This is a genomic window from Alteromonas sp. G4i35, from assembly GCF_054960375.1.
Genome location: NZ_JBHNZD010000002.1, coordinates 126,185 through 152,307 on the forward strand (window position 1 = coordinate 126,185; position 26,123 = coordinate 152,307).

19 protein-coding genes and 1 pseudogene are annotated in these 26,123 nt (G+C 46.1%); 3 read left to right on the top strand and 17 right to left on the bottom strand.

The window, feature by feature from the left end; genetic code table 11:
• Nucleotides 1-46: 46 nt before the first annotated feature.
• The 9 genes and pseudogenes from gcvH to ACFI6L_RS01565 all read right to left on the bottom strand — a co-directional run bounded on the left by gcvH (nt 47) and on the right by ACFI6L_RS01565 (nt 11,806).
• Nucleotides 47-436: a glycine cleavage system protein GcvH gene (gene gcvH, locus ACFI6L_RS01525; protein ID WP_014950360.1), complete on the bottom strand. Its 390-nt coding sequence runs from the start codon at nt 434-436 to the stop codon at nt 47-49.
• Between the two features lie 51 nt (nt 437-487).
• On the bottom strand, nt 488-1,567 hold the full coding sequence (gene gcvT / locus ACFI6L_RS01530; RefSeq protein ID WP_239218183.1) for a glycine cleavage system aminomethyltransferase GcvT: 1,080 nt from the start codon (nt 1,565-1,567) through the stop codon (nt 488-490).
• 333 nt (nt 1,568-1,900) lie between these two features.
• A complete protein-coding gene (locus ACFI6L_RS01535) occupies nt 1,901-3,253 on the bottom strand; it encodes a sugar MFS transporter (RefSeq protein WP_462573296.1) in 1,353 nt (450 codons plus the stop codon).
• Between the two features lie 30 nt (nt 3,254-3,283).
• Nucleotides 3,284-4,435 (bottom strand): N-acetylglucosamine-6-phosphate deacetylase, encoded by a 1,152-nt coding sequence (gene nagA, locus ACFI6L_RS01540; RefSeq protein WP_462573297.1) that lies wholly within the window; start codon nt 4,433-4,435, stop codon nt 3,284-3,286.
• On the bottom strand, nt 4,432-5,430 hold the full coding sequence (gene nagB-II / locus ACFI6L_RS01545) for a glucosamine-6-phosphate deaminase NagB-II (RefSeq protein ID WP_462573298.1): 999 nt from the start codon (nt 5,428-5,430) through the stop codon (nt 4,432-4,434). Before nagB-II ends, nagA begins: the two co-directional genes overlap by 4 nt.
• Nucleotides 5,427-6,332 carry a glucosamine kinase nucleotide-binding domain-containing protein gene (locus ACFI6L_RS01550; RefSeq protein ID WP_462573299.1) on the bottom strand — a complete coding sequence of 302 codons (906 nt, stop codon included), beginning with the start codon at nt 6,330-6,332 and terminating at the stop codon, nt 5,427-5,429. The genes nagB-II and ACFI6L_RS01550 overlap by 4 nt, the downstream gene beginning before the upstream one ends.
• Before the next feature lie 85 nt (nt 6,333-6,417).
• Nucleotides 6,418-6,798, bottom strand: a complete 381-nt coding sequence (locus ACFI6L_RS01555) for a chitobiase/beta-hexosaminidase C-terminal domain-containing protein (protein ID WP_462573330.1) — start codon at nt 6,796-6,798, stop codon at nt 6,418-6,420.
• Nucleotides 6,799-6,813: 15 nt separating this feature from the next.
• Nucleotides 6,814-8,978 (bottom strand): annotated as a pseudogene (locus tag ACFI6L_RS01560) (family 20 glycosylhydrolase); the annotation flags it as partial.
• 101 nt (nt 8,979-9,079) lie between these two features.
• A complete protein-coding gene (locus ACFI6L_RS01565) occupies nt 9,080-11,806 on the bottom strand; it encodes a TonB-dependent receptor (protein WP_462573300.1) in 2,727 nt (908 codons plus the stop codon).
• A 219-nt stretch (nt 11,807-12,025) separates the two neighbouring features.
• On the opposite strand from ACFI6L_RS01565, the gene ACFI6L_RS01570 reads away from it, so the two are divergent.
• The 3 genes from ACFI6L_RS01570 to ACFI6L_RS01580 all read left to right on the top strand — a co-directional run bounded on the left by ACFI6L_RS01570 (nt 12,026) and on the right by ACFI6L_RS01580 (nt 15,520).
• Nucleotides 12,026-13,051: a LacI family DNA-binding transcriptional regulator gene (locus ACFI6L_RS01570; RefSeq protein WP_462573301.1), complete on the top strand. Its 1,026-nt coding sequence runs from the start codon at nt 12,026-12,028 to the stop codon at nt 13,049-13,051.
• Complete coding sequence (locus tag ACFI6L_RS01575; RefSeq protein ID WP_462573302.1) at nt 13,051-14,571, top strand: tryptophan halogenase family protein; 1,521 nt, start codon at nt 13,051-13,053, stop codon at nt 14,569-14,571. The genes ACFI6L_RS01570 and ACFI6L_RS01575 overlap by 1 nt, the downstream gene beginning before the upstream one ends.
• Nucleotides 14,572-14,671: 100 nt before the next feature.
• The gene (locus tag ACFI6L_RS01580) at nt 14,672-15,520 is read left to right on the top strand and encodes a LysR family transcriptional regulator (protein ID WP_014950370.1); all 849 of its coding nucleotides are present in this window, start codon (nt 14,672-14,674) and stop codon (nt 15,518-15,520) included.
• Between the two features lie 52 nt (nt 15,521-15,572).
• Here the strand turns inward: ACFI6L_RS01580 and ACFI6L_RS01585 are convergent, their stop codons facing one another.
• The 8 genes from ACFI6L_RS01585 to ACFI6L_RS01620 form a co-directional block, all read right to left on the bottom strand.
• The gene (locus ACFI6L_RS01585; RefSeq protein WP_039228034.1) at nt 15,573-16,505 is read right to left on the bottom strand and encodes a DHH family phosphoesterase; all 933 of its coding nucleotides are present in this window, start codon (nt 16,503-16,505) and stop codon (nt 15,573-15,575) included.
• 84 nt (nt 16,506-16,589) lie between these two features.
• Nucleotides 16,590-17,879: a M24 family metallopeptidase gene (locus ACFI6L_RS01590; RefSeq protein ID WP_462573303.1), complete on the bottom strand. Its 1,290-nt coding sequence runs from the start codon at nt 17,877-17,879 to the stop codon at nt 16,590-16,592.
• A gap of 111 nt (nt 17,880-17,990) precedes the next feature.
• Entirely contained in the window at nt 17,991-18,866 is an 876-nt protein-coding gene (locus ACFI6L_RS01595; protein ID WP_462573304.1) for an EamA family transporter, read from the bottom strand.
• Between the two features lie 47 nt (nt 18,867-18,913).
• A complete protein-coding gene (locus ACFI6L_RS01600; RefSeq protein ID WP_462573331.1) occupies nt 18,914-20,458 on the bottom strand; it encodes a M28 family metallopeptidase in 1,545 nt (514 codons plus the stop codon).
• A 485-nt stretch (nt 20,459-20,943) separates the two neighbouring features.
• Nucleotides 20,944-22,116 (bottom strand): FAD-dependent monooxygenase, encoded by a 1,173-nt coding sequence (locus ACFI6L_RS01605; RefSeq protein WP_462573305.1) that lies wholly within the window; start codon nt 22,114-22,116, stop codon nt 20,944-20,946.
• A complete protein-coding gene (locus ACFI6L_RS01610; RefSeq protein ID WP_462573306.1) occupies nt 22,103-23,449 on the bottom strand; it encodes an FAD-dependent monooxygenase in 1,347 nt (448 codons plus the stop codon). Before ACFI6L_RS01610 ends, ACFI6L_RS01605 begins: the two co-directional genes overlap by 14 nt.
• A 205-nt stretch (nt 23,450-23,654) precedes the next feature.
• Nucleotides 23,655-24,974 (bottom strand): Xaa-Pro aminopeptidase, encoded by a 1,320-nt coding sequence (pepP, locus tag ACFI6L_RS01615; RefSeq protein ID WP_269351339.1) that lies wholly within the window; start codon nt 24,972-24,974, stop codon nt 23,655-23,657.
• Nucleotides 24,975-25,049: 75 nt separating this feature from the next.
• Nucleotides 25,050-25,616 (bottom strand): UPF0149 family protein, encoded by a 567-nt coding sequence (locus ACFI6L_RS01620; protein WP_039228193.1) that lies wholly within the window; start codon nt 25,614-25,616, stop codon nt 25,050-25,052.
• Between the last annotated feature and the right edge of the window lie 507 nt (nt 25,617-26,123).

Sequence of the window (26,123 nt, forward strand, 5' to 3'; positions counted from 1 at the left end):
TCATGCCCCTTTTCAAATTATGGTTCTTTTAAAACTGCGTAACGAATTACTCTTCGTCGATGCTGTTTTCGTAGCCTTCAGCGTCTAGTAGACCTTCTACTTCTGCCGCATCGTCAGCTTTAATTTTGAATAGCCAACCGTCGCCGTATGGGTCAGAGTTAACTAATTCTGGTGAATCTTCTAGGTCTTCGTTAATCGCTACAATTTCACCTGAAATTGGCGCGTAAACGTCAGACGCTGCTTTTACCGATTCAGCAACACATACGTCGTCGCCAGTGCTTACTGCATCGCCAACATCTGGCAAATCAACGAAAACCATGTCGCCAAGTAAGCCTTGTGCGTGCTCAGAAATACCTACAGTGAAAACACCGTCACCTTCAGGGCGAACCCATTCGTGCGTAGCGGCATAGCGTAAATCAGTTGGGATGTTGCTCATAATCGTTCCTGTTATTCTCTGTTAACTTTCGGGGCCTAGAAGCTTTTGGCCTTACAAAACACTTTTTCCATTGCGAACAAAGGAGGGCTTAACCACTTTTACTGTAACCCACTTTTTGCGCATTTCCACTTCTACTGTTTCACCAACATCACTTGGTACTCGTGCCATCGCAATTGAGTGACCTAAAGTTGGAGAGAACGTACCTGAAGTGATAACGCCTTCGCCGCTTTCTGTTTTCACTTTAAGACCGTGACGCAGCACGCCTTTTTCAGTCATCACCAAGCCTACTAGCTTGTCGGTACCCGCTTCGCGCTGCGCTTCTAGTGCTTTACGCCCTACGAAGTCACGATCAGCCGGTTCCCATGTAATTGTCCAGCCCATGTTGGCGGCTAGTGGCGATACGGTTTCATCCATATCTTGGCCGTACAGGTTCATGCCTGCTTCTAGGCGAAGTGTGTCGCGAGCACCTAGGCCGCATGGCTTAACGCCCGCGTCTAGTAGTGCTTGCCAGAAGCTTTCCGCTTGCTCAGCTGGCACCATAATTTCGTAGCCTGCTTCACCGGTATAACCTGTGGTGGCGATAAACAAGTCTTCGGCTTGTACACCAAAGAATGGCTTCATGCCCGCTACCGCTTCTTTTTGCGCTGCGCTGAACAAGGTAGCGGCTTTTTCTTTTGCGTTAGGGCCTTGTACGGCAATCATGGCAAATTCAGGGCGCTCGGTGATGGTTACGTCAAAGCCTTCTGCTCTGCTCATTAACCAGTTCATGTCTTTTTCGCGCGTTGCTGAATTAACCACTAGGCGATAGTTAGTCTCGTCGAAGTGATAAACGATAAGGTCGTCTACAACACCGCCTTCTTCGTTAAGCATGCCGCTGTATAGCGCTTTGCCTTTGTCTTTTAGTTTTGCCACGTCGTTGGCTAAAAGGTACTGAAGATACGCTTTGGCTTGTGCGCCTTTTACGTCAACAATGGTCATGTGAGACACATCAAACATACCGGCGTCTTGACGCACAGCGTGATGCTCTTCAATTTGTGAACCATAGTTAATTGGCATATCCCAGCCGAAGAAATCGACCATTTTCGCACCGGCTTCTAGGTGCTTTGCGTGTAGGGCGGTGGTACTAGACATTCCACTTACTCTTCTTAATTTGAAAGGTAGAAAACGAAATTGAGTATAGTGAGCTAACGTTTATGCAACAAATTGGAAATTTTTATCAATACATTTAAAAAGCAAATGTATTGAACACTGAACATCAGAAATACAAATATTCAGTATAAGTTAAGAGTTGGTGAAGACTCGTCAAACTACCGCAACTACTTGCCCTTTATAATGTGGCAGCACCGACTTTAATGCGACAGCAACAGTTTTAATGCAGCAGCGCAGACCAACAACAAGAAATGCGCTTAAAAGCGCATTTCTTTAAACAGTTGAACCGTGAGCCACACGGTAAAACACTGGCATTTACCAGCGTTGTTTTTTACAGCCCAATACGGCGTAATAAGCAATAAAGCAGTAGCAAGGAAGCATAATCGCGTAGGCACTTTGACCACCAATTAGCTCACTAGCTCCGCCGTAAACCATGGGCAAAATGGCACCACCTGCAATACCCATGATAAGCAGTGCCGAACCTTGTGCAGTGTATTTACCTAAATTATTTAGCGCCAGCGGCCAAATTGCAGGCCACACCATGGCATTTGCCAAGCCAAGAAGCGCAATACAGGTCACGCTGTTAGGTAAGAAAGGAAGCGATTGCACACCCGTCCATCCCCACAACACTTCAGAGATCCCAGTGTCAGTGTTTGAGCTCATTAGAATGCATGTGGTAAAAACTACGCCCAATACCGCAGAGCTTAGTAGCGCCGTTTGCTGAGATATAAATCGAGGAATACAAATAAGGCCTACTGCGTACCCGATAACCATAGCAATCATGGTAAATGACGTTAGCGTAGTCGCATTTTCTACGCCAATTGAAGAGCCATACAACCCAATGGTGTCGCCAGCGATAACTTCTACCCCAACGTAGAAAAACAGGCTTATTGCGCCCAATACTAAGTGTGGGAAATGCAGGATCTTTTTATCTTTACTTGAGGAAAGCGATGCTTCCGCAGTTTCGCCTTCTGCTTGCTCATCATTAATGGCTGGCAATGCAAGGCGCATAAATACCAGCGCCAGTACACCCAATGCGATTGCCATTGCAACGTAAGGCTGAATAAGTGAGACAGACATATCATTAATTAGCGTGGCTTTTACCTCTTGTGGCATGGCGTTTAACGACTCTTGGTTTACGTCAGGCAAACCACTTAACACTAGACTAGTAAAAACAATAGGAGCCAGCACGCCAGCCGCTTTGTTAAGAAGGCCCATAAAGGCAATGCGAGCGGCAGCGCTTTCTTCGTTACCTAGGCGAACAATGAACGGGTTTGATGCTGTTTGAAGTATGGTCAAACCGCTACCTACCACAAATTGTGCCAGCAAAAACACGGGGAACATGGCGCTAAGTGCGGCAGGTACAAACAACAAACATCCCACGGCGATAATGCTAAGCCCTAGGCTCATGCCCTTCTGGTAGCCTGTTTTTTCGAGGATCTTTGCCATGGGTAGCGCCATGACTACGTAAGCGATGTAAAAACAAAAGGCGATAAGCAACGCTTGCATTTCGGTTAGCTCGCACACCATTTGCAAAAACGGAATTAATGCCCCGTTTAACCATGTAATGAAGCCGAAAATGAAAAACAGTAAACCGATACTTAGAATAGGTACAAAGCGCCCCATTCCTGTTGCGTTGGGTACTTGCGACTGAGCTTGTGTTGTCATAGCAAAGATCTCTTATTTATTATTATGTTGTTAGTTAGCGCAAAGGCGTTTACTTCCGTTCTGCCACACTTCTAACAGAGTATTGTCGTTGTTTATCACTAAAAAGTTAGCGCGCTTTCCTACCTCTATTTCACCTACCCTATCATGTATTTTGGTGAAGTGTGCTGGCGTTGCGCTTGCCATGGTACTGGCATGTTCTAATGCGATATTGATGTCATTAATGCTGTTCGTTACTGCGCCGTGCATATCTAAACAGCTACCAGCTAACGTCCCGTCGGGCGTGGTTAACTTGTTACCTTGGCGCGTGATATGAGTATCGAAGAACGCGATGGTATCGTCGCTTGCGCCCACGTGGGCCATGGCGTCAGTTACTAGCATTAAATGATGCGGCCCTTTCACCTTATAAGCCAACTCTACCGCTTTCGGGTGAATGTGATGATGGTCCACAATTATCCCGCACACGCTGTTGTTAAGTAGCGCCGCCCCCACCATTCCAGGCTCTCTGGAAGTCAGTGGCGACATGGCGTTATAAAGGTGGGTAAAGCCTGATGCCCCAGCGTCCAATGCATTCTGCACGGTTTCAAAAGGTGCGTTTGAATGCCCTAATGCAACAATAACTCCTTGCCCCACCAAATCGCGGATGATGTCGCAAGGCACGTTTTCAGGCGCAACGGTGATAAGGACTTGCCCAATATCTCTTCGGGTATAGGTTGCCAATTCACGATCTGAAAGTGCGCGAATATAGCGTGGCAAGTGCACGCCTTTTTTCTCAAAAGAAAGGTGCGGCCCTTCAAAATGAACCCCCTCAACACTGGGGTGCGCCTGTGCAATGGCCTCGCTTACTGCATCTGCCGCTTGCTCAATGGTGTCTATATCGTCGGTAATGAGCGTTGGAAACAATGTAGTGGTGCCGTATTTCAAGTGCGCTTCGGCCATCACGTTTATGCTTTCAAGCGTGGGAGCGTGATTAAACATCGCGCCCCCACCACCATTTACCTGCGTGTCGATGTAGCCTGGAATAACTGCACCGCGTATGCGCTTGTTGATTGTCGCCATTGCGTCTTTCTTAAAGTAAGAAAGAGGTGCAATGTCAGCTATCACACCCTTTTCAATACTCAGCACCTGATTATGCTGCCAGGCACCGTTCATCAGCACCTTTTCAGCCAGAATAATGGTCTTCATTGGGTTTTCGTTACCTTGTTTAATCCGGGTGGCGTATCTGGGTTCAAACCTAATTCAACGGCAATTTTCTCTATATCCAGATAGAAGCGTTGCATTAGTAAAAGTGCGTCCAGTCTTGGGTGTTGGGACGTTACTCCGCCTTGCAGATCTATACACTCACCGCCACGGGATCTCACATCTTGCACCATGTTTTGATGAAAAGGTGCGCTCTCATCTTCTATGTTTAACGAAATAAGCTTCAGCTTTTTCTCAACTAACGTCACTGGGCCATGGATGAACTCTGCACTGCTAAACGCTTCGGCATGTATACCCAATACTTCTTTTAATTTAAGCGCTACTTCTCGCCCAACCGCATAGCCAAAGCCACGTCCTAAAACAATGGTGTTTCGCGTATTTTCTAGATGGGCTCTTGTTAGCTGAGACGGCGCATTGATTACCGCTTCTAGCTGCGAAGGCATGGTTTTTAGCGCATTAAATAGCGAGGTATTTTCGCTCCAACGGGCACACAAATGGAGAAGCGCCGACAGCGTTGCTAAAAAGCTCTTAGTAGCCGCTACTGCTTTTTCTTCCCCGGCAGATAAAGGAATAACGGCATCAGCCAGCTCGGCTAATGGCGACGTTTCATCATTCACGAAGGCAACCGTAAACGCCCCGCCGTTTTTGGCCGACTCGGTTTGCTTTAGTATGTCTGGGCTACGACCAGATTGAGAAATAATAAAAGCTACCGCCCCCTTCAAATTCAATTGGCGTTTAAATATGCCTGCAATTGAAAGGGCGGCACTGCACACTGGAATACCCATCTCGGTTTCAAATAGGTACTTTCCAAACACGCCGGCATGATCTGACGAACCGCGACCAATGATGTAAATTAAGTTAGGGTTTAATTGCTGTAACCTACCCGCTAACTGACTGATCGCTTCATCATTCTTATCTAACTGCTGTGCAATAACTGACGGAAACTCTCTGGCTTCTTTTGCCATTATAGATAAACTCATTTCTCACCTTCTTTGTGATTAAACGCGGCTTTTGCATGATAAATAGCACCTTGCTGCGGCGTTGCTTTGCAGGGTACTAAACGCGCTTTGATGGATTCTGAAAAATAGGCTGAATAAACATTGCTAAGCCCACCTATCATGGCTAAACAATGGTTGTGATCTGCAAGAAGTCGCTTTGCCATACGCTCAATGTAAACGGCACCCTCTTCAAAAAGTGCGGTAACCTTGTTTTGCTTTGTGTATAGCAAAGGCAGCATACGTTCTACCAAGGCGGCATAGTGATGGGTGTTAAATTCCGCACATTTCGCTACAATTTCTTGGGTACATGATGATTGCAGGGCGTTACACACTTCTGCTGCAAGTTCATCCTTTTCTTCCAACTCATCTAAACACAATAGCGTGTGCTGCACGGCCTTTAAGCCTAGCCAAGCCCCACTGGCTTTGTCGCCAATAGGAAACCCGTGCCCACCAACATCTTGAAAAGATTCATCTTGCCACATAGTGCCCGATGAACCCGTACCAATAATTATCGCTGCTCCCGGGTTTCCGTTATGTGCGCCAACGCATGCGGCGTGTAAATCGCTTAACACGTGTAGCGAATGAAACGGGTGCTGCCATTGTTCAAACTGTTGCTTCGCAGACTCAATGTTCGCGCCAGCTAGACCTGCGCCCACCACGCACTGCGACAGCGAAATTTGCTCAAATGCATTGGCGTTCCCCGCATTCGAAATAGCGATATTAATCGCATCTACTATCGACGCTTTAGCTAAATCGCTATCGCGCATAATATTGGCGGGGCCACTTACGCCCTCACCCAAGACATTTCCGTCAACGTCTTCTAATCGTGCTCGGCACTTGGTGCCACCACCGTCTATGCCAATAAAAAATAAATCAGAGCTCATTTAAACATCTCAGTATAGATAAATGCATAGATGCACTTGGTAAAAACATGACAACGCTGTCATTTTAACCAATAAAAACAGGAACTTACAGCTGCACCTGTCGACTCATTTGCTGTGTTCCCGCAATTCTAGCGCGAACAGTGACGCTCCCCTTCACTTCAACAGGAGCGGTAAAGGTTTCCCACTTATTACCTGAAGTTAAATACTCCATCGTAAGACCAGACACTGGCTTTATATGTAACTTACCATTGTTAATTACCGCTGCTGGCGTAGGTACACGCACATTCACTCCCTGCTGCACTAGCGCGGGTGCATGGCGGTTAAATAACGCTAACTCAAACGCTTGCCAATCGCTTTCCTGCTGGTTTACTAAACCGCCTTTTTCATGAAGACCTTTCGCGTTTTGTTGCCATGGAGCGTAGTGCCAAGCCCGTTCAGCCAAGGCCAATAGTCGGGGAAACACCATATATTCCACGGCGTCTTGATTCACGGTGACTTCCGACCATAGCTGCCCCTGAATACCGATTACTGATGATGTGTCGGCCTCAGCAGAACTGCTGTAACTGTGGCCCATACGGTCGGTCCATACATCGGCATGAAGCGGCAGCTGTTCGGGCATAAACGAAAATACTTTTTCCGTATCGGTTGCCCGTGAGCCCCAGTAATAGCCAGGCTCATAAGGATTGCTTTGGTAAGGAAAGTCAAAATAAAGCACGTCTGGAAACGAAAGTACTACCGGAATATTTTCCTTGGCGAAATGCGATACTGTTTTCTCTCCACCCGCAGCAAGAAGATGCCAAACGTTGGTATACGCGCTGCTGTTATCCAGTGTATTTACGGCTTTTTCCATGCCATCGCTCCAGCCACCAATTGCTATATTGTGCTTTTGCGCAATTTTCTGCACTTCGGTAACAAACGCTGGCAGTATTTCATCTGCTTTTTGACCTTTAGCAGCGCACACAGGGGATTTCACCCAAGCACCGGCGGTTTCATCGGCGCCAACATGGAAGTGCGTCAACGGAACGCTGGCCTTTTCATGCAGTGATTTCACAGAAGTAAGTACGGTTTCGATAAAATGATAGCTGCTATCTAAACAGGGGTTTATGGTGTTATCTGAATAGAATTGAACGCTTTCATATTGGGTTTTATCTTCTTTATCTACCAATAAGAATTCATGTGCAGCATCTGAGTTACCCTCTGCCATAAGCCGCTTGTAGCGCGCATTCATAGCAACAATTGCTGCGCGGGCATGCCAGGCATATCAAGCGACGGAATAACTTCAATCCCGCGCGCATGCGCCATTGTTAAAATATCAATGTAGTCTTGCTGGGTAAGAAAGTCGTTACCTGTAGCACTTTTAAAAGGCCCGCTTCCTAGCTGAGGAAGCAAGCACTGTGTTTCAGACAAATCGTGGCATCGAAACGCACCAATTTCGGTAAGCTCGGGCAAAGCATCGATAGCTAATCTCCAGCCCTCGTCATCACTTAGGTGAAGGTGTAGCTTATTGAGCTTGTAAGTGAACATTTGGCGAACAACGGATTCAATCGCGGCTTTTCCCGGAAAGTGGCGAGCAATATCTAAGTGCATTCCGCGAAATTCGAATCGTGGCGAGTCTGCAATTTCAGTGATAGGAAAGCGGCCTTGCTGCGCATCAAATACTTGCATTAGCGTTAACAGACCGTAGTTAGCACCAATGTTATCGTTGGCAATTATCGTAGCGCTTTGCTCTGTTACGCTAAGCGCATAACCTTCTTTTGTGCCTGTCGTTGCGGGTTCATTTGCAAGGGCGTTCGCATTGTTAGCGCTGCGAATAATAACCTTAAGCGGTAAGCCTGTTTTCTGGTTAGTGAGGCCAAAATAGGCCATTTGCTCAATGGCTGGAGCAAGCATGTCTTGGTCAGACTTATCTATTTTAATGCCCGCGGCAGAAACAAATTTACCAGTATCACCTCTTTGACCTACGTTAGGAATAACACGGTTCTGGGCATCACCTGAAATTAGCGCTGAATCGCCTTCATTGTATAAATACGCGCTGTCCATAAGCGGTGTATTGTCGTTTTCAGTGCGTTTGTACTGGGCTTGTTTGTTCCACAAGCCAGTGTGTTGATTGATGAGTAAATTGCTTCCCGACTCTTTCACGCGAGTTGTGGAGGCAATCACCACCGGTGATAAAGCAGGGTAAGTTAAGTAATAATTCGGCATTGCGTCCGAGCGAGAGGCGTGCCAAAAGGGCGCAGATAGCGTTACCTTAACTTGCTCACTTGCGCTCACCTTTTCTTCGAACGTTAGGCGGTGCAGGTCACCGTTTATATGCTCAATGCGAATTGCATTTTTTGAGTCATACCCGCGAATAGGCGCAATATGACTAAAGTAAAGCGACGTAGAGGCTTCAATGGGGGTTGCCATGGTTGCTATCGTAAGCTCTGACGAAAAGCAGTCGCCTTTTGGAATATGTACCCGGCACAAACTATCGTCCACATTACTTAATACTTCGTAATGTATATCGAGGCTTTCTCCTAGCGCATTCAAGCTGGCTTGCTGTAGCGAAGGCGTTTCAGCCATTGCCGAAGCGCTACCCACTAGTAGTAACGATAAGCTCAAGCACGCTTTGACAAAATTCGTCGAATTGCGGATCACGTCGCACATCCTTAAATCACAATTTCAGAGTAAAACAAGGGTAAAGCAAACGCCCTACCCTATGCTAAGTGAAGATAGTGAACACACGAACTATCTTCACATACTAGCAACTAGAACTTCATGCTAGCGCCAATGAAGAAACGGCGTCCATTGGCACTTTGCGTTCCACCAAGTCGCTTACCGTCACTGCTTCGAACATAGTAGTTCTCCCAGATTTCGTCGGTAAGGTTAAGGGCTTCAGCTTTAAGTGTAATGGTTTCTGTCACGTTCCAGCTTACCTGCGCATCTAGCTGTGACTGTTCGTCGCGGTACTGATCGCCAATTTCAGCTTGGGCAATAAAGTACTCAGAGCGGTAGTTGTAGTTTAAGCGCGCGCTGTAAAGATCAGTTTCGTAGAACACACCTACGTTAAACGAGTCTTTTGACGTGTTCGGGAAGCTTACTGAGCGCGTTGCGATAGTAGCACCAATGATGTTGCCGTCATCGTCTGTAACGGCAACCGCGTCATCTACTTGTGCGTCGGCCACATCAGTGTAGGTATAGTTAGCGTAGCCACCGAAACCGTTGTCGAACACATGCTGAATTTGCATTTCGATACCGTCGATAGAGGTTGAACCACCATTCTCTGGCGTTCTTAGCTGATTGATTTGCTGACCATCAATTTCACGAGATACGGTTTTGGTAAAGATAAAGTCGTTAATATCTTTCTTGAACACTGTTACCGCGGCTACCGATGATTCGCTAAAGTACCATTCTGCACCCACTTCAAATTGGTTAGCAGTTAGCGGGTTAAGCTGCGGGTTACCAGCAGAGCCAGAGCTAGTTTCAGGCGTTAAGTTTACCGCAGGTGCTAACTGAAACGGTGCTGGACGTGTAAGCACGCGTGCTGCCGCCATACGTAGCAACACATCTTCAGATAAGTCGTACGACAAGTTGATGCTTGGCAGCCATTCGTTGTAACCACCGTCAAACGCTACCGCTTCGCCTGTTGTTAGGTCGTAACCGTTCGAAGTTGAATCGGTCTCAACGTAACGCATACCCACATTACCTCTGAAACCATCGCCACTAAATTTCGCCATGGCGTAAAGTGCAGTAATATCTTCTTCTATCTCAAATGAAGATTCATCTAAGAATTCATCGGTACGGCGGCAAAGTATAGTAGTGTCATCTGCACATTCGGCTACGCTATATAGCGCGTTGTACATGCTGTCTTTGTCAGGGAAGAAATAGCTGGCAGCCACGCCGTTGGTGTTGTCGTGAGACACGTTAATCATGTCGCCATTCCAAAACGATGACGCGGGGCCAAGGCTACCTTCACCCACCGGCGCTAAGTTGGCCAAGTCAGTTCTGTAGCGAGATTGCGCAAAGCTACGATCGCGACGCTTTATACCCGTTTTGATTTCGGTTACTGCACCCCAATCTACAGAATGCTCGTAGTCAAACTGGATATAGTTTTCTTTATCTTCCGTTGCATTTAGCTGGTCGAATATTCCTCCCAACCACATTTCATCTGTTGGGTTAGCTAGCCATGGGCTTGCCGTTGTAAAATCGATATACGGGTTGTCACCACCTGGGTTGTAAAAATCGATGGCTGCACGCGGGTCGTTCGCACTCGCCCAAAATTCAGTAAAGAAATCTCGGTTTTCGCCTTCACCCGTGGTTGTTCCTAACTGGAAGTGCAACTTGCCATCACCCATAAGGTAGTGCCCCTCAATATCTACAATCTCGGTAGACATTTCAGAACCATCGCGGAAGATGTTGTCATACGCCATAAAGCGCGCCCACTCAGGGCGGTTATCTACACCCATCATGCTAAGGGACTCTACTACGTTGTCGCTGCTCACCGTACCCGGACTGGTATCTGTACCTGTGTACGCCACACCGCGAAACGGAATACCAATTAAGTTAGAGTTTACGTTGTCAGCTTTAAGCGTTGACGATAGATAGTGGACAGACACATCGAAGTCGTCGGTAGGTGCCCATTGAGCAGTTACATCAAAACCAACGCGCTCGCGGTCTTGCTTAAACAACGCTGAGCCCATTCCCCATGGAATAGCGCCTTTTTGTGAAGCACCAACAGGTGCTTCAATAAGTGGGTCGATACGAGGAATGCTAGGGCCGAACCAGCCGAAGTCTTCGTTAGTTTCACGCTCTACCGTTCTTTCTTGATAAGAGCCTGAGAAAAGAATACCAAAGGTTTCGTCATCGTTTTTCCAGCTGTACAAACCAGATAGCGTTGGGTCGAGTGAATCGGCGATATCACCATACTGGCCTTCTACCGAGATTTGTCCCGAATTAGCGTCAAGGTCGAACGGTTTACGTGTTTTCAGAATTACCGTTCCGCCCAATGCTCCTTCATCGATGTCTGCCTGAGACGACTTGTACACTTCTAAACCCGCAATCATTTCTGACGCTAAAATTTCGAAGTTAAAGTTACGGGTTGCGTCTGATAACACAAACCACTGACCGGTTCCCACGGCTTGACCGTTCACTAGGGTCAAGTTTTGGTCTGGCTGAACGCCGCGTATAGTTACGCCTTGCCCTTCACCAAAATCGCGGTCGATGGTAATACCCGGAACACGGGCTAGTGTTTCTGCCACGTTTTTATCGGGGAACTTCCCAATGTCTTCAGCAGTGATAGCGTCAACAATGGCGTTAGAAAAACGCTTGGCATTGATGTTGGCCTTTTGGCTTCCGCGGATCCCTGTGACTTCGATGATTTCAGTTTCACCTGCTTCCTGTGCTACCGCAATAGGTGCTGAAATACTTGTTAATGCGCCCATAGCTATGGCGAGGCGAACACTTCTTGTTAGTTTATGTTGTTGGTTTTTGAACATTGTATTTACCTTCTCTCAGCCAAAAATGACAACGCTGTCATTTATTGAAATAATAAAATGACAGGCGTTGTTGTGGGGTACAGCTTTTTGATGACAACGCTGTCATTGAATGTTAACTTACATGACACAATGTAAGGCTGCAATTAATTTTTTAACAAAAAAGTAATACAAGCTTCTTAATTGTTGAAAATTAAACCAATTTTTAGAGTGAGATCGAATTTGGCTGCTACCATCAAAAGTGTTGCCGAAATGGCGGGGGTTTCGATAAAGACCGTTTCGCGCGTAATTAACAAGGAAGGCACGGTAAAACCCGACACCTTGCAACGTGTTGAAGAGGCGATAAAGGCCTTAAAGTACACCCCGAACAAGGCAGCGCGAGACTTAGCGAGCAAAGGAGCATCGGTACTGGGTTACGTATACGACAACCCCAACGCCTACTACATAATCGATATGCAAAAAGGCATATTGGATGTGTGTCGCAAAAACAATTTCGAATTGTTAATTCACCCGTGCGATGCAAGCTCTAAAAACATAGCGAAAGAACTGGTGGACATGGTAGACACTGCTCAATTGGCTGGCCTTATCCTTTCGCCTCCGCTATCAGAAATGCCAGAGGTATTATCGGAACTTGATCAAAACCAAATAAGTTATGTGCGTATTTTATCTGGAGACGGCCTCTTTCCATCGCCCCTCCCCTACGTGTTGGTGAACGACTTCAAAGCGGCATACGATATTACTGAGCACCTTATTGGCCAGGGTCACAAAAACATTGCGTTTATTGCCGGTGAAGAAATTCACAAATCCACCATTGAGCGTTTGAACGGCTACAAAGCGGCGTTAGAAAAAGCGAGTATTGCAATTGATGAGTCGTTAATTATCAAGGGCACCTACTCATTTGAAACTGGGGTTAAAAGCTCTGAAACGCTGCTTGCCATGTCGCCGCCCCCTACCGCTGTGTTTGCGTGTAACGATGAGATTGCAGCGGGTACGTTGTTTGGTGCACGAATGAAGGGGGTAGATGTTCCTCAAGAACTCGCAATTGCTGGGTTCGAGAACAGCCCCTTTTCTCGTCAGACTTTTCCGCCGTTAACTACGGCATCTCAGCCAACTAATGAAATAGCGCAGCATGCTGCGGCGTCGTTAATTCAGTATTTACGAGCTAAAAAAGCCAAAGCCGCCCACGACAATCTTAACCATACTTTCATCCCTGAACTGGTAGTGCGCGCGTCAACCGAGAAACAGTAATGAACAAATTACCTCAAGAAATCGTGATTGTGGGTGGCGGAACAGCAGGCTGGATGACGGCGTGCTACTTGGCAAGAACCGCCGAGTTGATGGCCAATAACAGTAATGTACCTGCCTGCGCCCCTAAAATAACACTTCTTGAGTCAGCGGTTATCAGCACCGTTGGCGTAGGCGAAGGTTCAACGCCTTATCTGCGCCACTTTTTTGAGTTCCTCGGAATAAATGAAAGTGAGTGGATGCTGAAATGCAGCGCCACGTATAAGATGGGCATTAGCTTTGAACGCTGGACTACAACGGCTGGAACAGAAAAAACGGGCCCCGCGTTCACCGAGTCTGACAACTATTTTCACCCATTCTTCTCTTCTTTAGATATTCCCACCGCGGATATGTACTTCAATGCGGTAAATGAATACAGAAAAGGCGCTTCGCACGACATTAACCCGTCGCACTACTTTACTGCAGCGCACATGGTAGAAAAAGGCATTACACCCGACGCCATATGTAGTTCTGCGAATATTGATTACGCCTATCATTTTGATGCAGGGCTGTTAGGTGACTTCTTAAAAGAATACGCGCTATACAAAGGGGTGTCTCATCAGAGAGGCACTGTGGCAAATGTAGAATGTCATGAGCACACTATTAACTCGCTAAAACTGGATGACGGAAATACATTAAGCGCAGACTTTTTTATTGATTGCTCGGGGTTTCGTGGGCTTCTTGGCAAACAAGCCCTGTCGCGAAAGTTTATAAGCTATGCCGACACCTTGTTTAACGATGCTGCCGTAGCCATTGCCAGCGACGCGACAGCATCACCAGAAACTGCATTACAAACTCGCTCTATTGCGCTTAGTCACGGCTGGCAGTGGCACATTCCCCTAACTAGTCGCACCGGCAACGGCTATGTGTACAGTTCACAATTTTGCACTGAAGCCAAAGCAGAAGAAGAGCTTAGACTTGCATTAGAACCAGACCAACCCCATCAGCAGGCGCGGCATTTGAAAATGACCGTAGGCAGACTAGAAGAACACTGGAAAGGTAATTGTTTATGCATAGGGTTGTCTCAGGGCTTTATTGAGCCATTGGAAGCCACTGCACTTATGCTGGTGCAGTACGCACTGCATCACTTTATCGATTGCTGGCAAAGTAACAATTCGCGAAGAGAGGAACGCTATAATTCTGAGATAAACCGAATGTTCGATGGTATTCGGGACTACATTGCTGCTCATTACTATTTAAATACGCGCGACGATTCTGCCTACTGGGTTGCCTGTCGCGAAGACTTAAAGGTGCCGGATACCCTTTCTTATTTGCTGAATGCGTGGGACAAAGGCGCCAGCTTTGAACAAGCGCTTAATGAAGTAGATAACAAATTGGTTTATTTGCGACCTTCGTGGTACTGCATTTTTGCGGGAATGAAGCGCTTTTCTAATAACACAACGCCACTTGCACAGCCCAACACCCTTGCACTTCGAACTATGCAGCAATCGGTAGAGGGAGCGCATCGAGTAAGGCAACCCTAACTTGGTTAGAACGCACAAACATACAAAATTACGCCTTTCGCCCGCTTACATTTAAAAATATAATAAAAGCAGGCAAATTCATTAGAAAGTGTAATTAACTATGAAGCAGCTTTCCCTTGATACCTTACGCACCTTCGTTAGCGTTATTGAGCTTGGTGGCTACGCTAAAGCGGGCGATTTTTTGGGCCGTTCTCAACCGGCAATAAGCCTACAAATTAAAAAGCTAGAGTCGCAGTTAGACCGCAAGCTGTTTACTAAAGTTGGGCAACGGCATGTGCCTAGCGCCGACGGCAATTGGCTGTACCCAAAAGCGAAAGAATTGCTAGAGCTTAACGATAACATCTTTCGCAGCTTAACCCCTGCCCCGCTAAGCGGTCGCTTGCGTCTTGGCATTCCCAATGAATTTGCTTCTACATTATTGCCGGGTCTAATTGGCGAATTTTCAAAGCGTTACCCCGATGTATCACTTGAAGTGACCTCGGCCTTAAGCCGTGATTTGCTTCACCCGTCGCAGCGCGATCATTTCGATTTGATTTTGGCGTTGGTGAATCCGGGCGAGCAGACAGAAGGCGAAGTAGTGTTAGAAGATGACGTGGTTTGGGTTGGCGACACGGCTCATCCGTTGGTTGGCAACAATATTCCTTTAGTGCTTGCTCCCGACGGTTGTATGTATCGAAGCCGCGTTATTGAACAATTAAAGCAGCAAACCTTTGCATGGAAAATCAGCTACACCAATGCAGATTTAGGCGGGCTGGTTGCCGCCATTCAGCAAGGTTTAGGCGTGACAGCTCTAGCAAAATCTAGCTTACCGGCAAACCTAGTAGCGCTAAACCACCCGCATCTGCCTAAGCTAGGCAAGGTAAATATTTGTCTGTTCAATCAAGATACACAGCACCCAGTGATCAGTAAAACTCTGGCCGAATTCTTTAAAGTGAGGCTAACCCAATAAAAAAATGGGGTCAGAGTACTTTTTCTGCCCCACCGTTCTTATTCAATTAACTTTAGCCATCACTCGTGATGGTTTCGATAAGCTCGCCGAGTACAGTTTCGGCTTTGCTGGTTTCAACCTGACATGTACCTGCGTTCATGTGACCACCGCCGCCATACTTCAAGCACAACTCTCCCACATTGGTTTTTGAGCTACGATTAGTAATGGATTTACCAATAGCAAATACCACGTTTTGCTTTTTCAGCCCCCACATCTTGTGAATAGAGATATTGCAGTCGGGGTACATGGCATAAATAACAAACCGGTTTGTCGCGTAAATGGTTTCTTGGTCGGTTAAATCAAGCACAACTAGGTTGTCGTATACAGTAGAACACTTGGCAATTTGCGCCTTCGCCATTTCATTGTGCTCATGGTACAAACTCACGCGCTCGGCCACGTCTTCCATTTGCAGTATTTCTTCAATGCTGTGGTCTTTGCACGCATCTATTAGCTTCATCATTAGCTGATAGTTAGAGATTTTGAAATCTCTGAAACGACCAAGACCAGTTCGCGCATCCATAATGAAATTCATGAGCACCCAATCTGTGGGCTCAAGAATTTCTTCTTCGCTAAACTGTGCAGAGTCTCCTTTATCTACCGCGTCCATCATATCTACTGAGATATTAGGAAATTTATCTGCACCTCCGTAATAGTCGTAAACAACGCGTGCCGCCGAGGGCGCTTTCGGGTCAATGATGTGATTATCAATATCGCCTGAGTTACGCACTGTTTCACTTAAGTGATGGTCGAAGGCAATATGGCAACCCGCAACGTAAGGCAGGTTAGTAGTGATATCATTCTCGGTAATATCAATTTTACCGTCTTGCATGTCTTTTGGATGAACAAACAAAATATCGTCAATTAAGTCTAAATCTTTCAATAAAACCGCACATACCAGTCCATCGAAATCACTTCGCGTAACCAATCTAAATTTTCTTTCAGGCATAGTTTATCCATCATTCACTTTGGTAATAATTTTAAGTGTAACAGCTAATAAAAATTTTGAGAGACAGGTTTATTAACTTCTTATTTAGCTTTTTAAATTCAGTAATTTACCCAGCGGCTTAGCCAAACTTTCAGGCGGTTCGGTAAAGTAAGCGGGGCCCGTTTCAGTCATATACAAACAGTCTTCTAAGCGCACACCAAATTCACCCGGAATATAGATACCTGGCTCATTAGAAAAGCACATGCCTTTTCTAAGTGGCGTATTTTCACCACGCACAAAGTTAACACTCTCGTGTCCTTCCATGCCGATACCGTGACCTGTTCTGTGACTTAGCCCAGGCAATGCATAGTCTTTGCTGTACCCTTTGCTGGCGTAGAATTGGCGCACTGCATCATCCACTGTTCCTGCTGGTTCACCAATTTTAGCTGCGGTAAATGCTACGTTCTGCCCTTCCCTTACTGTGTGCCACACGTCCTGAACTTTCTGAGACGCCTTGCCAAATACCAAAGTACGACTTATGTCGCTTTGGTAACCGTGCACACTGCAACCGCTGTCTAGCAAGATCACCGAACCTTCTTTGATAGTTTGTGCTGCATTTGTGCCATGAGGATAAGCACTTGCATCGTTAAACAGCGCCAAACACCATGTACCGCTGCCGCCTAAGTGCTGCTGTGCGGTGTTCATCAAACTTTTTACATCCTGCTGACTCATGCCAAGCTTTAGGTTACTAAAAACAAACTCGTAAGCACGTAGAGTAACTTCATTGGCCTTATGCATAAGTGCCAGTTCACTCGCAGTTTTATACATGCGACAACCCAGTGTAATTGGCTCGGCGGGAACGATATTAATGTTTGGCAGCGCTCGGCTGACTCCAGTAACTACAAAGTAGCGTACGCTGCTTTCAAAGCCGATATTGCCGCTTGTTATACCGCGCGATTTTAAAATATTGGCTACGACATCAAACGGGCTTTCATGCTCTTGCCACACTCTTACATCATCGCCTATAGCTAACGACTCAAGCACACTTGGCTTTTCGAAAAATGGCGTTACCACCGCCATGTCACCTTTTTGAGGGATAACCAGCGCGGTCAAGCGCTCGCTACGCCACCATTTAATCCCTGAAAAATAATCCATTGCAGCGCCAGGCTCGACCAGAATTGCCGCAATGTCTTGGGCTTTCATAAGCGACTGCGCTTTTTCAATACGCGCTTTGCGCTCTTCTACGGTAATCGGCTTCGCATTTGCGGTGATATCACTTAGCCCGCTAAAACCGTTAGTGTCTGTTGCATTGGTTTGATTAATTGCAGCCATAGAAGCCACAGGAGCAAGCGCAAAGCTAGCGCCCGCTAATTTCAAGAAATGTCGCTTATCCATGTTCCCTTCCTGTCGTTTTAATTAAGGTCATTTGACACTTTTTTTGTTTTATGAAAATAACATTGAATTGATTTTGTACTAAAAATTTCAGTGTTTAATATTGTCAGTACTTTATGCCCACATAACAAAGATTGCGGCAAGCCCAATAAGAAGTAAGCCAGCAATTTCGCGTTTTGTGACTGCATTTTTTAGCCAGTAATGTGAAAGTACCAAGGTAAGCAACACCTCTAACTGCCCAAGCGTTTTTACCAGCGCCACATGTTGTAATGCCATGGCCGTGAACCAACAAATTGAGCCCAAACAGCTTACCGTGCTAATCGCTAGCACCTGCTTTTTAGCGTTGGTTAGCTGTCTGAACACGAAGGGTTTAGTTAGCGCAATATAACCACTTAAACTTATCGTTTGTACACATAGCACCCATAACAACACCCAAGCAGCAGCCACTGTATGCTGAACATTTAGCATATGGCTAGCCTCGCGCACCAACAGTGATGTAAGCGCAAAACAGGTACCGCAGGCAAGACCTATAACCATGGTTTTCACACTAATGCCATGGAGCCGATTGCCGCTGCTTAACACAAATACTGCTATTGCGCCTATTACTATGCCCGCCCACCCAAGGGGCGTTAAATAACTTCCGAAAAAGAGCATGCCTACAACGCCGGCCACCAAGGCCTCACTCTTAGCAAGGCCTGCGCCAATGGCAAAATTCTTCTGCTTGAACAAAATCACCATTAAAGAAGTGGCCGCTATTTGAAGTAGCAAAGCACACAGTACCACTGCAATAAAAGAGCCTGAGAACTCAGGCACTTGACTGGCGCTACTGCTGTAGAGAATGAGTAAATAAACAAGCGCTATTGGCGGAGCCAAAATAAAGCGAGATAGCGTCACCCCAGAGGTGTTAACTGCGCCGCTCAGCTTGCTCTGCAGTGCATTGCGCACGGTTTGCATAACTACCGCGCCCAACGTAAATAAAATCCAACTCATTAGCGTCGCTTTACCTTGTTATATCGCTACCTACAGTTAAGCGTGAATTACTTTGCCTCTTTCACTTCCATTGCCTGTGTGCGCTTGTCTTTAAAATCAGAGTCACGTTTCCAGTATGGCCACACATTGCCTTGGGCGTAATAGTTCAGCATAGAGCCGATAAGTAAGAGGTCTTGTTGCACACCTCCTAATGTCCAGCTTGGAAGGTAGTCATCATCCGCTTTATGGTAGCGTTTGGCGATGAAGCTAGGGTCGGTATCGCCTAAGCTCATGAACAAAATTGAAGGCACGCCCTGCTTAGCAAGCGCGAAGTGATCTGAGCGGAAGAACAGTCCATTTTGAGGTCTCGGATCCATTTTAACCGTTCGTCCTTGTAATGCGGCAGCTGTCGCTAAATCGTCTTCAATAGATAAATAACCTTCGCCGTACTGCAAAATGTAATCAACATCATCGTTTACATTCATGCCGTCGATATTTAAAAAAGCCACCATGTTCGATGTTGGTACCGGCGGGTTATTTGCAAAATAATCGGCACCGAGTAGCCCTGTTTCCTCGGCGGTAAAAGCACTAAACATTAGTGTACGTGCAAAGCCCTCTTCGCGTTTTGAAAGCGCATCTGCCAATGTAATTACACCTGCTACGCCTGACCCATTGTCTACCGCACCATTGTAAATAGTGGTTTGGCCGTTCTTCTCAACTTTGCCTAGGTGGTCCCAGTGAGCGTGAAGCATTACCCACTCTTCTGGCTTATCTGTACCTTCTAAAATGCCTGCTACGTTTTGCGATTCGGCACGCTCAATAGTATTGGTGAAACTCAACGATGCTTTCGTGTTTAGCGCGAGGGGCATAAACCCAGGCTTTGAAGCTTTGTCTTTAAGCTCGCCATAGTCCATACCCACTTTTTCAAATAGCTGTCTTGCGGCATTTAGGTGAAGCCAACCCATTACACCGACTTGTGAAGCATTGTTGTTGTCGTCGACTAAACTGAATTTGGTATTGGAATTTGAGTTTTCGACTACGCCCCACCCGTAACCCGCAGGCATGGTTTCATGAATAATGAAAACCGCTTCTGCCCCCTGCCTGGCTGCTTCTTCGTACTTATATGTCCAGCGACCGTAATAGGTCATTGCGTTGCCCTGAAAAAGCTCTGGATCTTTAGAAGCGAAACCCGGGTCGTTTACCAGCATTACAACGGTTTTTCCTTTTACGTCAAGGCCTGCGTAATCATTCCAATTGTACTCTGGGGCATTAATGCCATAACCCACAAAAATTACCTCACTATTAGCAAGTGAGTAGTCATTAACAATGCGCTGAGTACGGGCTGTAAACTCGCTGCCTGCGCTAAAATCAAGTCCGCCTATTTTTAACGATGAAATGTTCTTAGGCGTTATTTTAGCTAAAGGCACAGCTTGGGTGTAGCTATCGCCAAAGGCTGGCTTCAACCCTAGCTTTTTGTATTGGGTTACCAAGTAATCGACTGTTTTCTCTTCACCTTTCGACAAAGGCCCTCGCCCTTCAAACTCATCGCTTGCCAGCGTTTTAACGTGCTGACGATAAACGTCCAAATCGATAGAGGCATTACTCAGCGTCATCTTTTTGCTTTTTGTTGTCGCCGACGATTCAACCGAGGCTAAATTAGAAGCAGGTACTTCGGCATTCGCCGAACCAGTCATTAAAGTAGAAGTAAGTACAGAAGCAACGCAGACAAAGGAAAAGGCGCGATAAGGTTTGCAAAGATAAGTAAACATAAGCCATTGGTACAAATAAAAAAGGATACCGAAGAGTATCCTGTACCGCTTACTATCTCAACGCCGAAACGACTAAACCACAAGAATGGGGTCAGAGTACATTTCTTTGCTTTTAGAGCGAGATAGATAATTAGAAAGCTTTGCCGCCTGTTTTCTATGATGTGTGAAAAAGTACACTTCCAAGCTTCAATAATGGGGTCAGAGTACATTTATTCGGTTTTGTAATAGGGAAAGCCAATAATGTACTCTGACCCCACTATTCGAGTGGTGGCGAAAAAACTACTCTGACCCCATTATTTAAATGTACTCTGACCCCATTTTTTTTGGATTTATAGGCCCATGGCGTGGCTGACGAAGGCGGTTTTAATGGTGCTGAGTTTGTCTGTGGCTGAAAGACCAATTCCTCTGACCAACTTTTTGAGGGGGTCGTCGCCGTCGAATAAGAATTTAAAGCCGTCCATTGCGGCAATCATTTTCGTGGCTTCTGTTTTACGGCTTCGCTCGTAGCTGCGTAAGTGCTTGTACAAACCAATGTCTTTGCCCGACGCCTTTAAGTTGTTTAGGGTTTCCGCCAGTGCGAGCGCATCTTGCATTCCCAAGTTAGCGCCCTGCCCTGCAAGCGGGTGAATGGTATGCGCTGCATCGCCTACCAGCACCACACCGTCTTTCGCCCACTGGCGTGCATAACGCATGGTCAACGGGAAAGCGGCGCGCTTGGTTTCAAGCGAAATAGTGCCAAGAACGCTATTACTAGCCGCAGTTAACGCATAACAGAACGCAGCGTCATCCAATGCCATTAATAAGTTCGCTTGCTCTGGCGTTTGCGACCATACAATAGAACATACATTTGGCTCAGACATAGGCAGTAGCGCGAGCGGTCCTGTGGGTGTGAACGCTTGTCTCGCCACATTATTATGCGGCTCTACCGTTTTGATATTAGCGACAATCGCCGTATGCTCGTAGTCTTTAAATGTAATTGGCAAGCCAGCTTGCTTTCTCACAAACGAATTTGCGCCATCGGCGCCTACTAATAACCTGCAGCTTAGCACGTCATCATTATCAAGCATCAGCATGGTTTGGTTTGGGCCAGCTAATACTCTATCAATACCCGCGGTGATCAACTCCACATTAGGCTGCGCTTCCACAGATTTAGTCAGTGCATTGACTAAAGCCTGATTCTCTACAATCACGCCAAGCGCATCACTGCCCATTTCATCGCATGAAAAGTGAATGTCGCCAAAACTGTCTTTGTCCCATACATGCATGTCGGTGTAAGGGTTGGCGCGATCTTGCTGCAAATGCGACCACACATCAAACTGTTGCAGCGCTTTAATATTGGCCTGGTTTATGGCACTCACTCTCGCCGTAGGCTTCTCGTCCAGAGTCTGATAACACACCGCTTTATCGACTATTGCTATGCTCAATTCACTGTGTTTAAGCGCCGCTGCAAGGGTTAGCCCTACAATTCCGCCGCCCACTATCGCTATATCAACATGCTGCATTGTTATCTCTTTTTCTTAGTGGTGTTTCGCCATAGCCCGTCGTGTGTTTAACAAACGCTTTTTTCGCCTGGGGCATCATGCTTAATGCCAATAGCGACACATTGCGCCCAATTACCGTTGGAAAATACTGGTTTGAAAAGGTGCGAACTAGCGTATCTGTCAGGGCTATCGTGTTATCCCTGTCATTCTTACGCGAATTGGCGTAATGCTGAGTAATACTAAAAGCACCTGCATCGAAATTAGCGGATGCGATTGTATCGTTTTTCTCTTCGTATGAATCCTGCTCGCCGTGCTTTTCCGCTGACGCTTGCAGCACAGACACTAAAGTACTTAAGTCGCGTAAGCCTAGATTGAAGCCTTGCCCTGCAATAGGATGTAGCGCCTGTGCCGCATTGCCTACCACCACTGTGCGATGACTAGCAACTTGCTGGGCTTTAGTAAGCGCTAACGGGTAACTTGCCAACTCACTGACTCTCAGTACTTTGCCCTGTCGATAGCCAAATGCTTCCTGTAGGGCCTTGATAAATGCGCGTTGATTTAATGCCATTAACGACTTTGCGGCGTCAGTATCTACAGTCCATACAACTGAAAAGCCGTTTCCACTAGCCTTGATATCATCGATTTCACTGTCGAAAGGCAGGAACGCTAACGGGCCATTTTGGGTGAAACGCTCGTAAGCTCTGTTTTCATGAGGGAGCTGAGTGTGAACGTTAAAGACAATGGCCGTTTGATGATAATCATTGACTGTTTTTGAAATGCCAACCTGGTCAGCTAATCCTGAACGACCGCCATCTGCCAGTACCAGCAACTTTGTGGTAAGCGATTGGCCATTATCTAGCTGCACCTCTACAAAATTGCACTGCTGTTTTACGTTCGTTACCTTGGCAGGTGCGATATATTGGTAGCTTGAGGTTGCACCTGCCGCCAATCGCGTTAGTGCGCTTAAGCTCACCACCTGGCCAAACGCGTCAATGTGGTAGTCACTGCTTTGAAGGTTTAATAGCCCCAAGTGCCCTTTGTCGCTAACCTCAATATGCTTAATTTGAGGAGGTAACTCACCGTTGTGCTGCTTAGCTACATCATCAAGGTTTAGCCCCATGTGAGACAGTTCTTCAACAGTACGTCTTGCCAATGCAATCACTCGGGTGTCGGTAAAAGGGTTAAAGTCGACTAAGCTTTTAGTGGTTTGCTCTGGGTCAGCCGCATCAATTAGGGTGACAGATAAGCCAGAGCTGTTTGCAGGAGATACTTTCTCTGCGAGTGCTTTGGCTAATACAGTACCGACAATACCACCACCAATAATTACTACATCAACCGCTGCTGCCGATTCCACTGTTTTTATTTTCCTGTCGTCCAGAGGCTCTAATTATTAAAAGCGTTAATTCTGAGATTTTTTCTTTATATTAAAGGCTAGTTTTTAGCGTAATTTAAACTGGTAGTTTAAACCGCTAACTTAAACCGGTAACTTAAACCAAAATTCCGTATTTCACACTTATCGCAGTTTTTCAAACCTTGGTAAACCTAGCAAATTTTGACAACTAGTCTTTGCTTTCAGCCATAAGTGCTTCAATCTCATCAATGTCTTTTGGCACGTCTGCGGTAAGAATATCGACACCCGTCGCAGTAATCACCACATCATCTTCAATTCTTACACCAATGCCTTTGTATTTTTCCTGCACGTTGCTATCTTGGCTAATGTAAATGCCGGGCTCAACAGTGATCACCATGCCAGGCTTTAACGGACGGTCTTCACCGTCAATTTTGTAGTTGCCTACATCATGCACATCTAGACCTAAATAGTGACCTAAACCATGCATGTAAAACTGACGCCACGTTTCATTTTCAAGGTTTTCTGCCACACTACCTTCAAGAACGCCAAGGTCAACTAAACCTTGAGTAATAATTTCTACGCTATGTAACATGGCTTGTGACAGGGTAACGCCGGGCGCTAACATATCTAGCACGCTTTTTTGCGCTTTTAATACAACGGTGTAAATTTCGCGCTGAGCATGCGTGAACTTTCCATTTGCAGGAAACGTTCGCGTGATATCCGCAGCATAACCTTGATATTCAGCACCTGCATCGATCAAGATCAAGTCACCGTCATTTACCTGCGCGTTATTTTGCGTGTAATGCAAAATACACGCATTATCGCCGCTTCCAACAATAGTACTATAAGCAGGTGAACGGGCTCCCGCCATGGCAAATTCATGGTGAATTTCAGCTTCTAGCTGATACTCGTAACAACCAGGCGCAGCGAACTGCATAGCTCGCTTGTGCGCACGTGCGCTTATCTCACCCGCCGCTTTCATCATGGCCACTTCACACGCTGATTTGAATAAACGCATTTCGTGTAAGATAGGCTGTAAGTCGTGAATCGCCCTTGGTGCCAGTGATTCTTTAGGCGCATCGCGCAAGGTGTTTAGCGCTTCAGAAAATAACAGGTCATTGTCTTTCTTGTGACCCAACGAAAAGTACACATTGTCTTGACCTTGAATTGACGCTAACAGCGCTTCTTCAAGTTCTTGCAACTCAAACGCTTCATCTAGACTAAATCGAGCAAGTGCAGCTTCAGCCCCTAAACGTTTGCCGTGCCAAATTTCTGCACTTTTGTCTTTCTCTTGTACCACCATTGCACGATAACTTTCACCGTAACGAGGGTGGTTAGACAATATCAACCAAGCATTAGGCTCTTCAAATCCTGTCAGATACCAAAAGTCGCTATCTTGCCTGAATGTATATTCGGTATCGCGACTTCGGGTTACCATACCTGCTGCAGGCACAATACACACACTATTCGGCTCGCACTGTGCAAGCAGTCGGTCCTGCCTGGCGATAAACTCTTGCGCACTAATCATAAAAGAGAAAACCCTAAAAAATCTCGTTAAAACGGATGGCGACTTACGGCCACTTTTAATATCTTCAGTTAATTACTAGTGTACGGATGGCGTGTCTTGTTGATCATCTAGAAGTGATTGGCCCAGTTCGCTGAAGCATAAAATTGCTGAAATTTTCACGTATTCTTCAACCTCTAACAGCGCCTTTTCAGACTCTTCGTCCGCGTCCATTGGCTCTTCCATACGTGAAATATCTGAAAAGTCTTCAAGTGCCTCTTTTACGTCGTCAGAACATTGCATAAGGTCTTGCTGGTGTAGACCAAACCCAAGCATGAAACCTTGCACCCAGTTTATTAGTGCAGCCCCGCGATCGTTGATAGGCGCTTGATCATCAGGAAGTAACAAATTGAGCGCGAATTCAGGCTCAAGAAGCTGCTGACAGGTTTGATTGAAAAGGCTATTTAAAAGGTGCTGGGTAGGGTCGCTAAACGCATCACCCTGATTAATGGTTTCACTTAACGCTTCTAGCCATTTTTGGTCGGTAAGCGACATGCCTCCGCAAAGCATACCGCACAGAATGCCATGCACTTCTGCAGCATCAACAATTACGCCTTGCTGAGACAATTTATTACTTACGCTATCGTAATCGAGCTGTTTTTCCACGAATTGTTCTCTTTTGTTTTGAATAGTTTGAGATACAGGCGCCACTTTTATTTAGCGATTAATTACCGTCTATTTTGGCGGCGACTTACGTCAATGTCATCTCTTGATGGAGTTAATACTAGCAAAAATCAATGTGTAACGCCTCCTTTTGCCCTGCCACTGCTCTAACTTTGAACAAACAGCAAAAGTACCTTCAGGGTCTAATAACACTGTGTCGTACACACTTTACACAACGGTACTTAAACGTTGTTTACTCACTGTTCAAACGATATTTAATTTGCGGCCATTTAGCTAAATTCGTTGCCGGACGGCTAGCAACATCGTCAGATTTCATCTAAGATCGCTCGTGTTGGATACGGAATTCCTTTAGCAACAGCGTGACAACGTTCATTAGCCTTTAATGCCTGAATAGCTGATTGGTTATTATTGAGCTTCTCTTATATGCGTGTATAATTGCTGACCAATTGGTCAAGAAAAGTAATATTTTTTTACCGCTTTTATAATCAC

Excerpts from the sequence above, each read along its gene's own strand:
- nagA (WP_462573297.1), bottom strand. The coding sequence starts at position 4,435 with ATGAAGACCATTATTCTGGCTGAAAAGGTGCTGATGAACGGTGCCTGG.
- ACFI6L_RS01575 (WP_462573302.1), top strand. The coding sequence starts at position 13,051 with ATGAACAAATTACCTCAAGAAATCGTGATTGTGGGTGGCGGAACAGCA.
- ACFI6L_RS01535 (WP_462573296.1), bottom strand. The coding sequence starts at position 3,253 with ATGACAACACAAGCTCAGTCGCAAGTACCCAACGCAACAGGAATGGGG.
- ACFI6L_RS01580 (WP_014950370.1), top strand. The coding sequence starts at position 14,672 with ATGAAGCAGCTTTCCCTTGATACCTTACGCACCTTCGTTAGCGTTATT.
- gcvT (WP_239218183.1), bottom strand. The coding sequence starts at position 1,567 with ATGTCTAGTACCACCGCCCTACACGCAAAGCACCTAGAAGCCGGTGCG.
- ACFI6L_RS01595 (WP_462573304.1), bottom strand. The coding sequence starts at position 18,866 with ATGAGTTGGATTTTATTTACGTTGGGCGCGGTAGTTATGCAAACCGTG.
- nagB-II (WP_462573298.1), bottom strand. The coding sequence starts at position 5,430 with ATGAGTTTATCTATAATGGCAAAAGAAGCCAGAGAGTTTCCGTCAGTT.
- ACFI6L_RS01585 (WP_039228034.1), bottom strand. The coding sequence starts at position 16,505 with ATGCCTGAAAGAAAATTTAGATTGGTTACGCGAAGTGATTTCGATGGA.
- ACFI6L_RS01590 (WP_462573303.1), bottom strand. The coding sequence starts at position 17,879 with ATGGATAAGCGACATTTCTTGAAATTAGCGGGCGCTAGCTTTGCGCTT.
- ACFI6L_RS01605 (WP_462573305.1), bottom strand. The coding sequence starts at position 22,116 with ATGCAGCATGTTGATATAGCGATAGTGGGCGGCGGAATTGTAGGGCTA.
- pepP (WP_269351339.1), bottom strand. The coding sequence starts at position 24,974 with ATGATTAGTGCGCAAGAGTTTATCGCCAGGCAGGACCGACTGCTTGCA.
- ACFI6L_RS01565 (WP_462573300.1), bottom strand. The coding sequence starts at position 11,806 with ATGTTCAAAAACCAACAACATAAACTAACAAGAAGTGTTCGCCTCGCC.
- ACFI6L_RS01555 (WP_462573330.1), bottom strand. The coding sequence starts at position 6,798 with ATGGTGTTTCCCCGACTATTGGCCTTGGCTGAACGGGCTTGGCACTAC.
- ACFI6L_RS01550 (WP_462573299.1), bottom strand. The coding sequence starts at position 6,332 with ATGAGCTCTGATTTATTTTTTATTGGCATAGACGGTGGTGGCACCAAG.
- gcvH (WP_014950360.1), bottom strand. The coding sequence starts at position 436 with ATGAGCAACATCCCAACTGATTTACGCTATGCCGCTACGCACGAATGG.
- ACFI6L_RS01600 (WP_462573331.1), bottom strand. The coding sequence starts at position 20,458 with ATGACGCTGAGTAATGCCTCTATCGATTTGGACGTTTATCGTCAGCAC.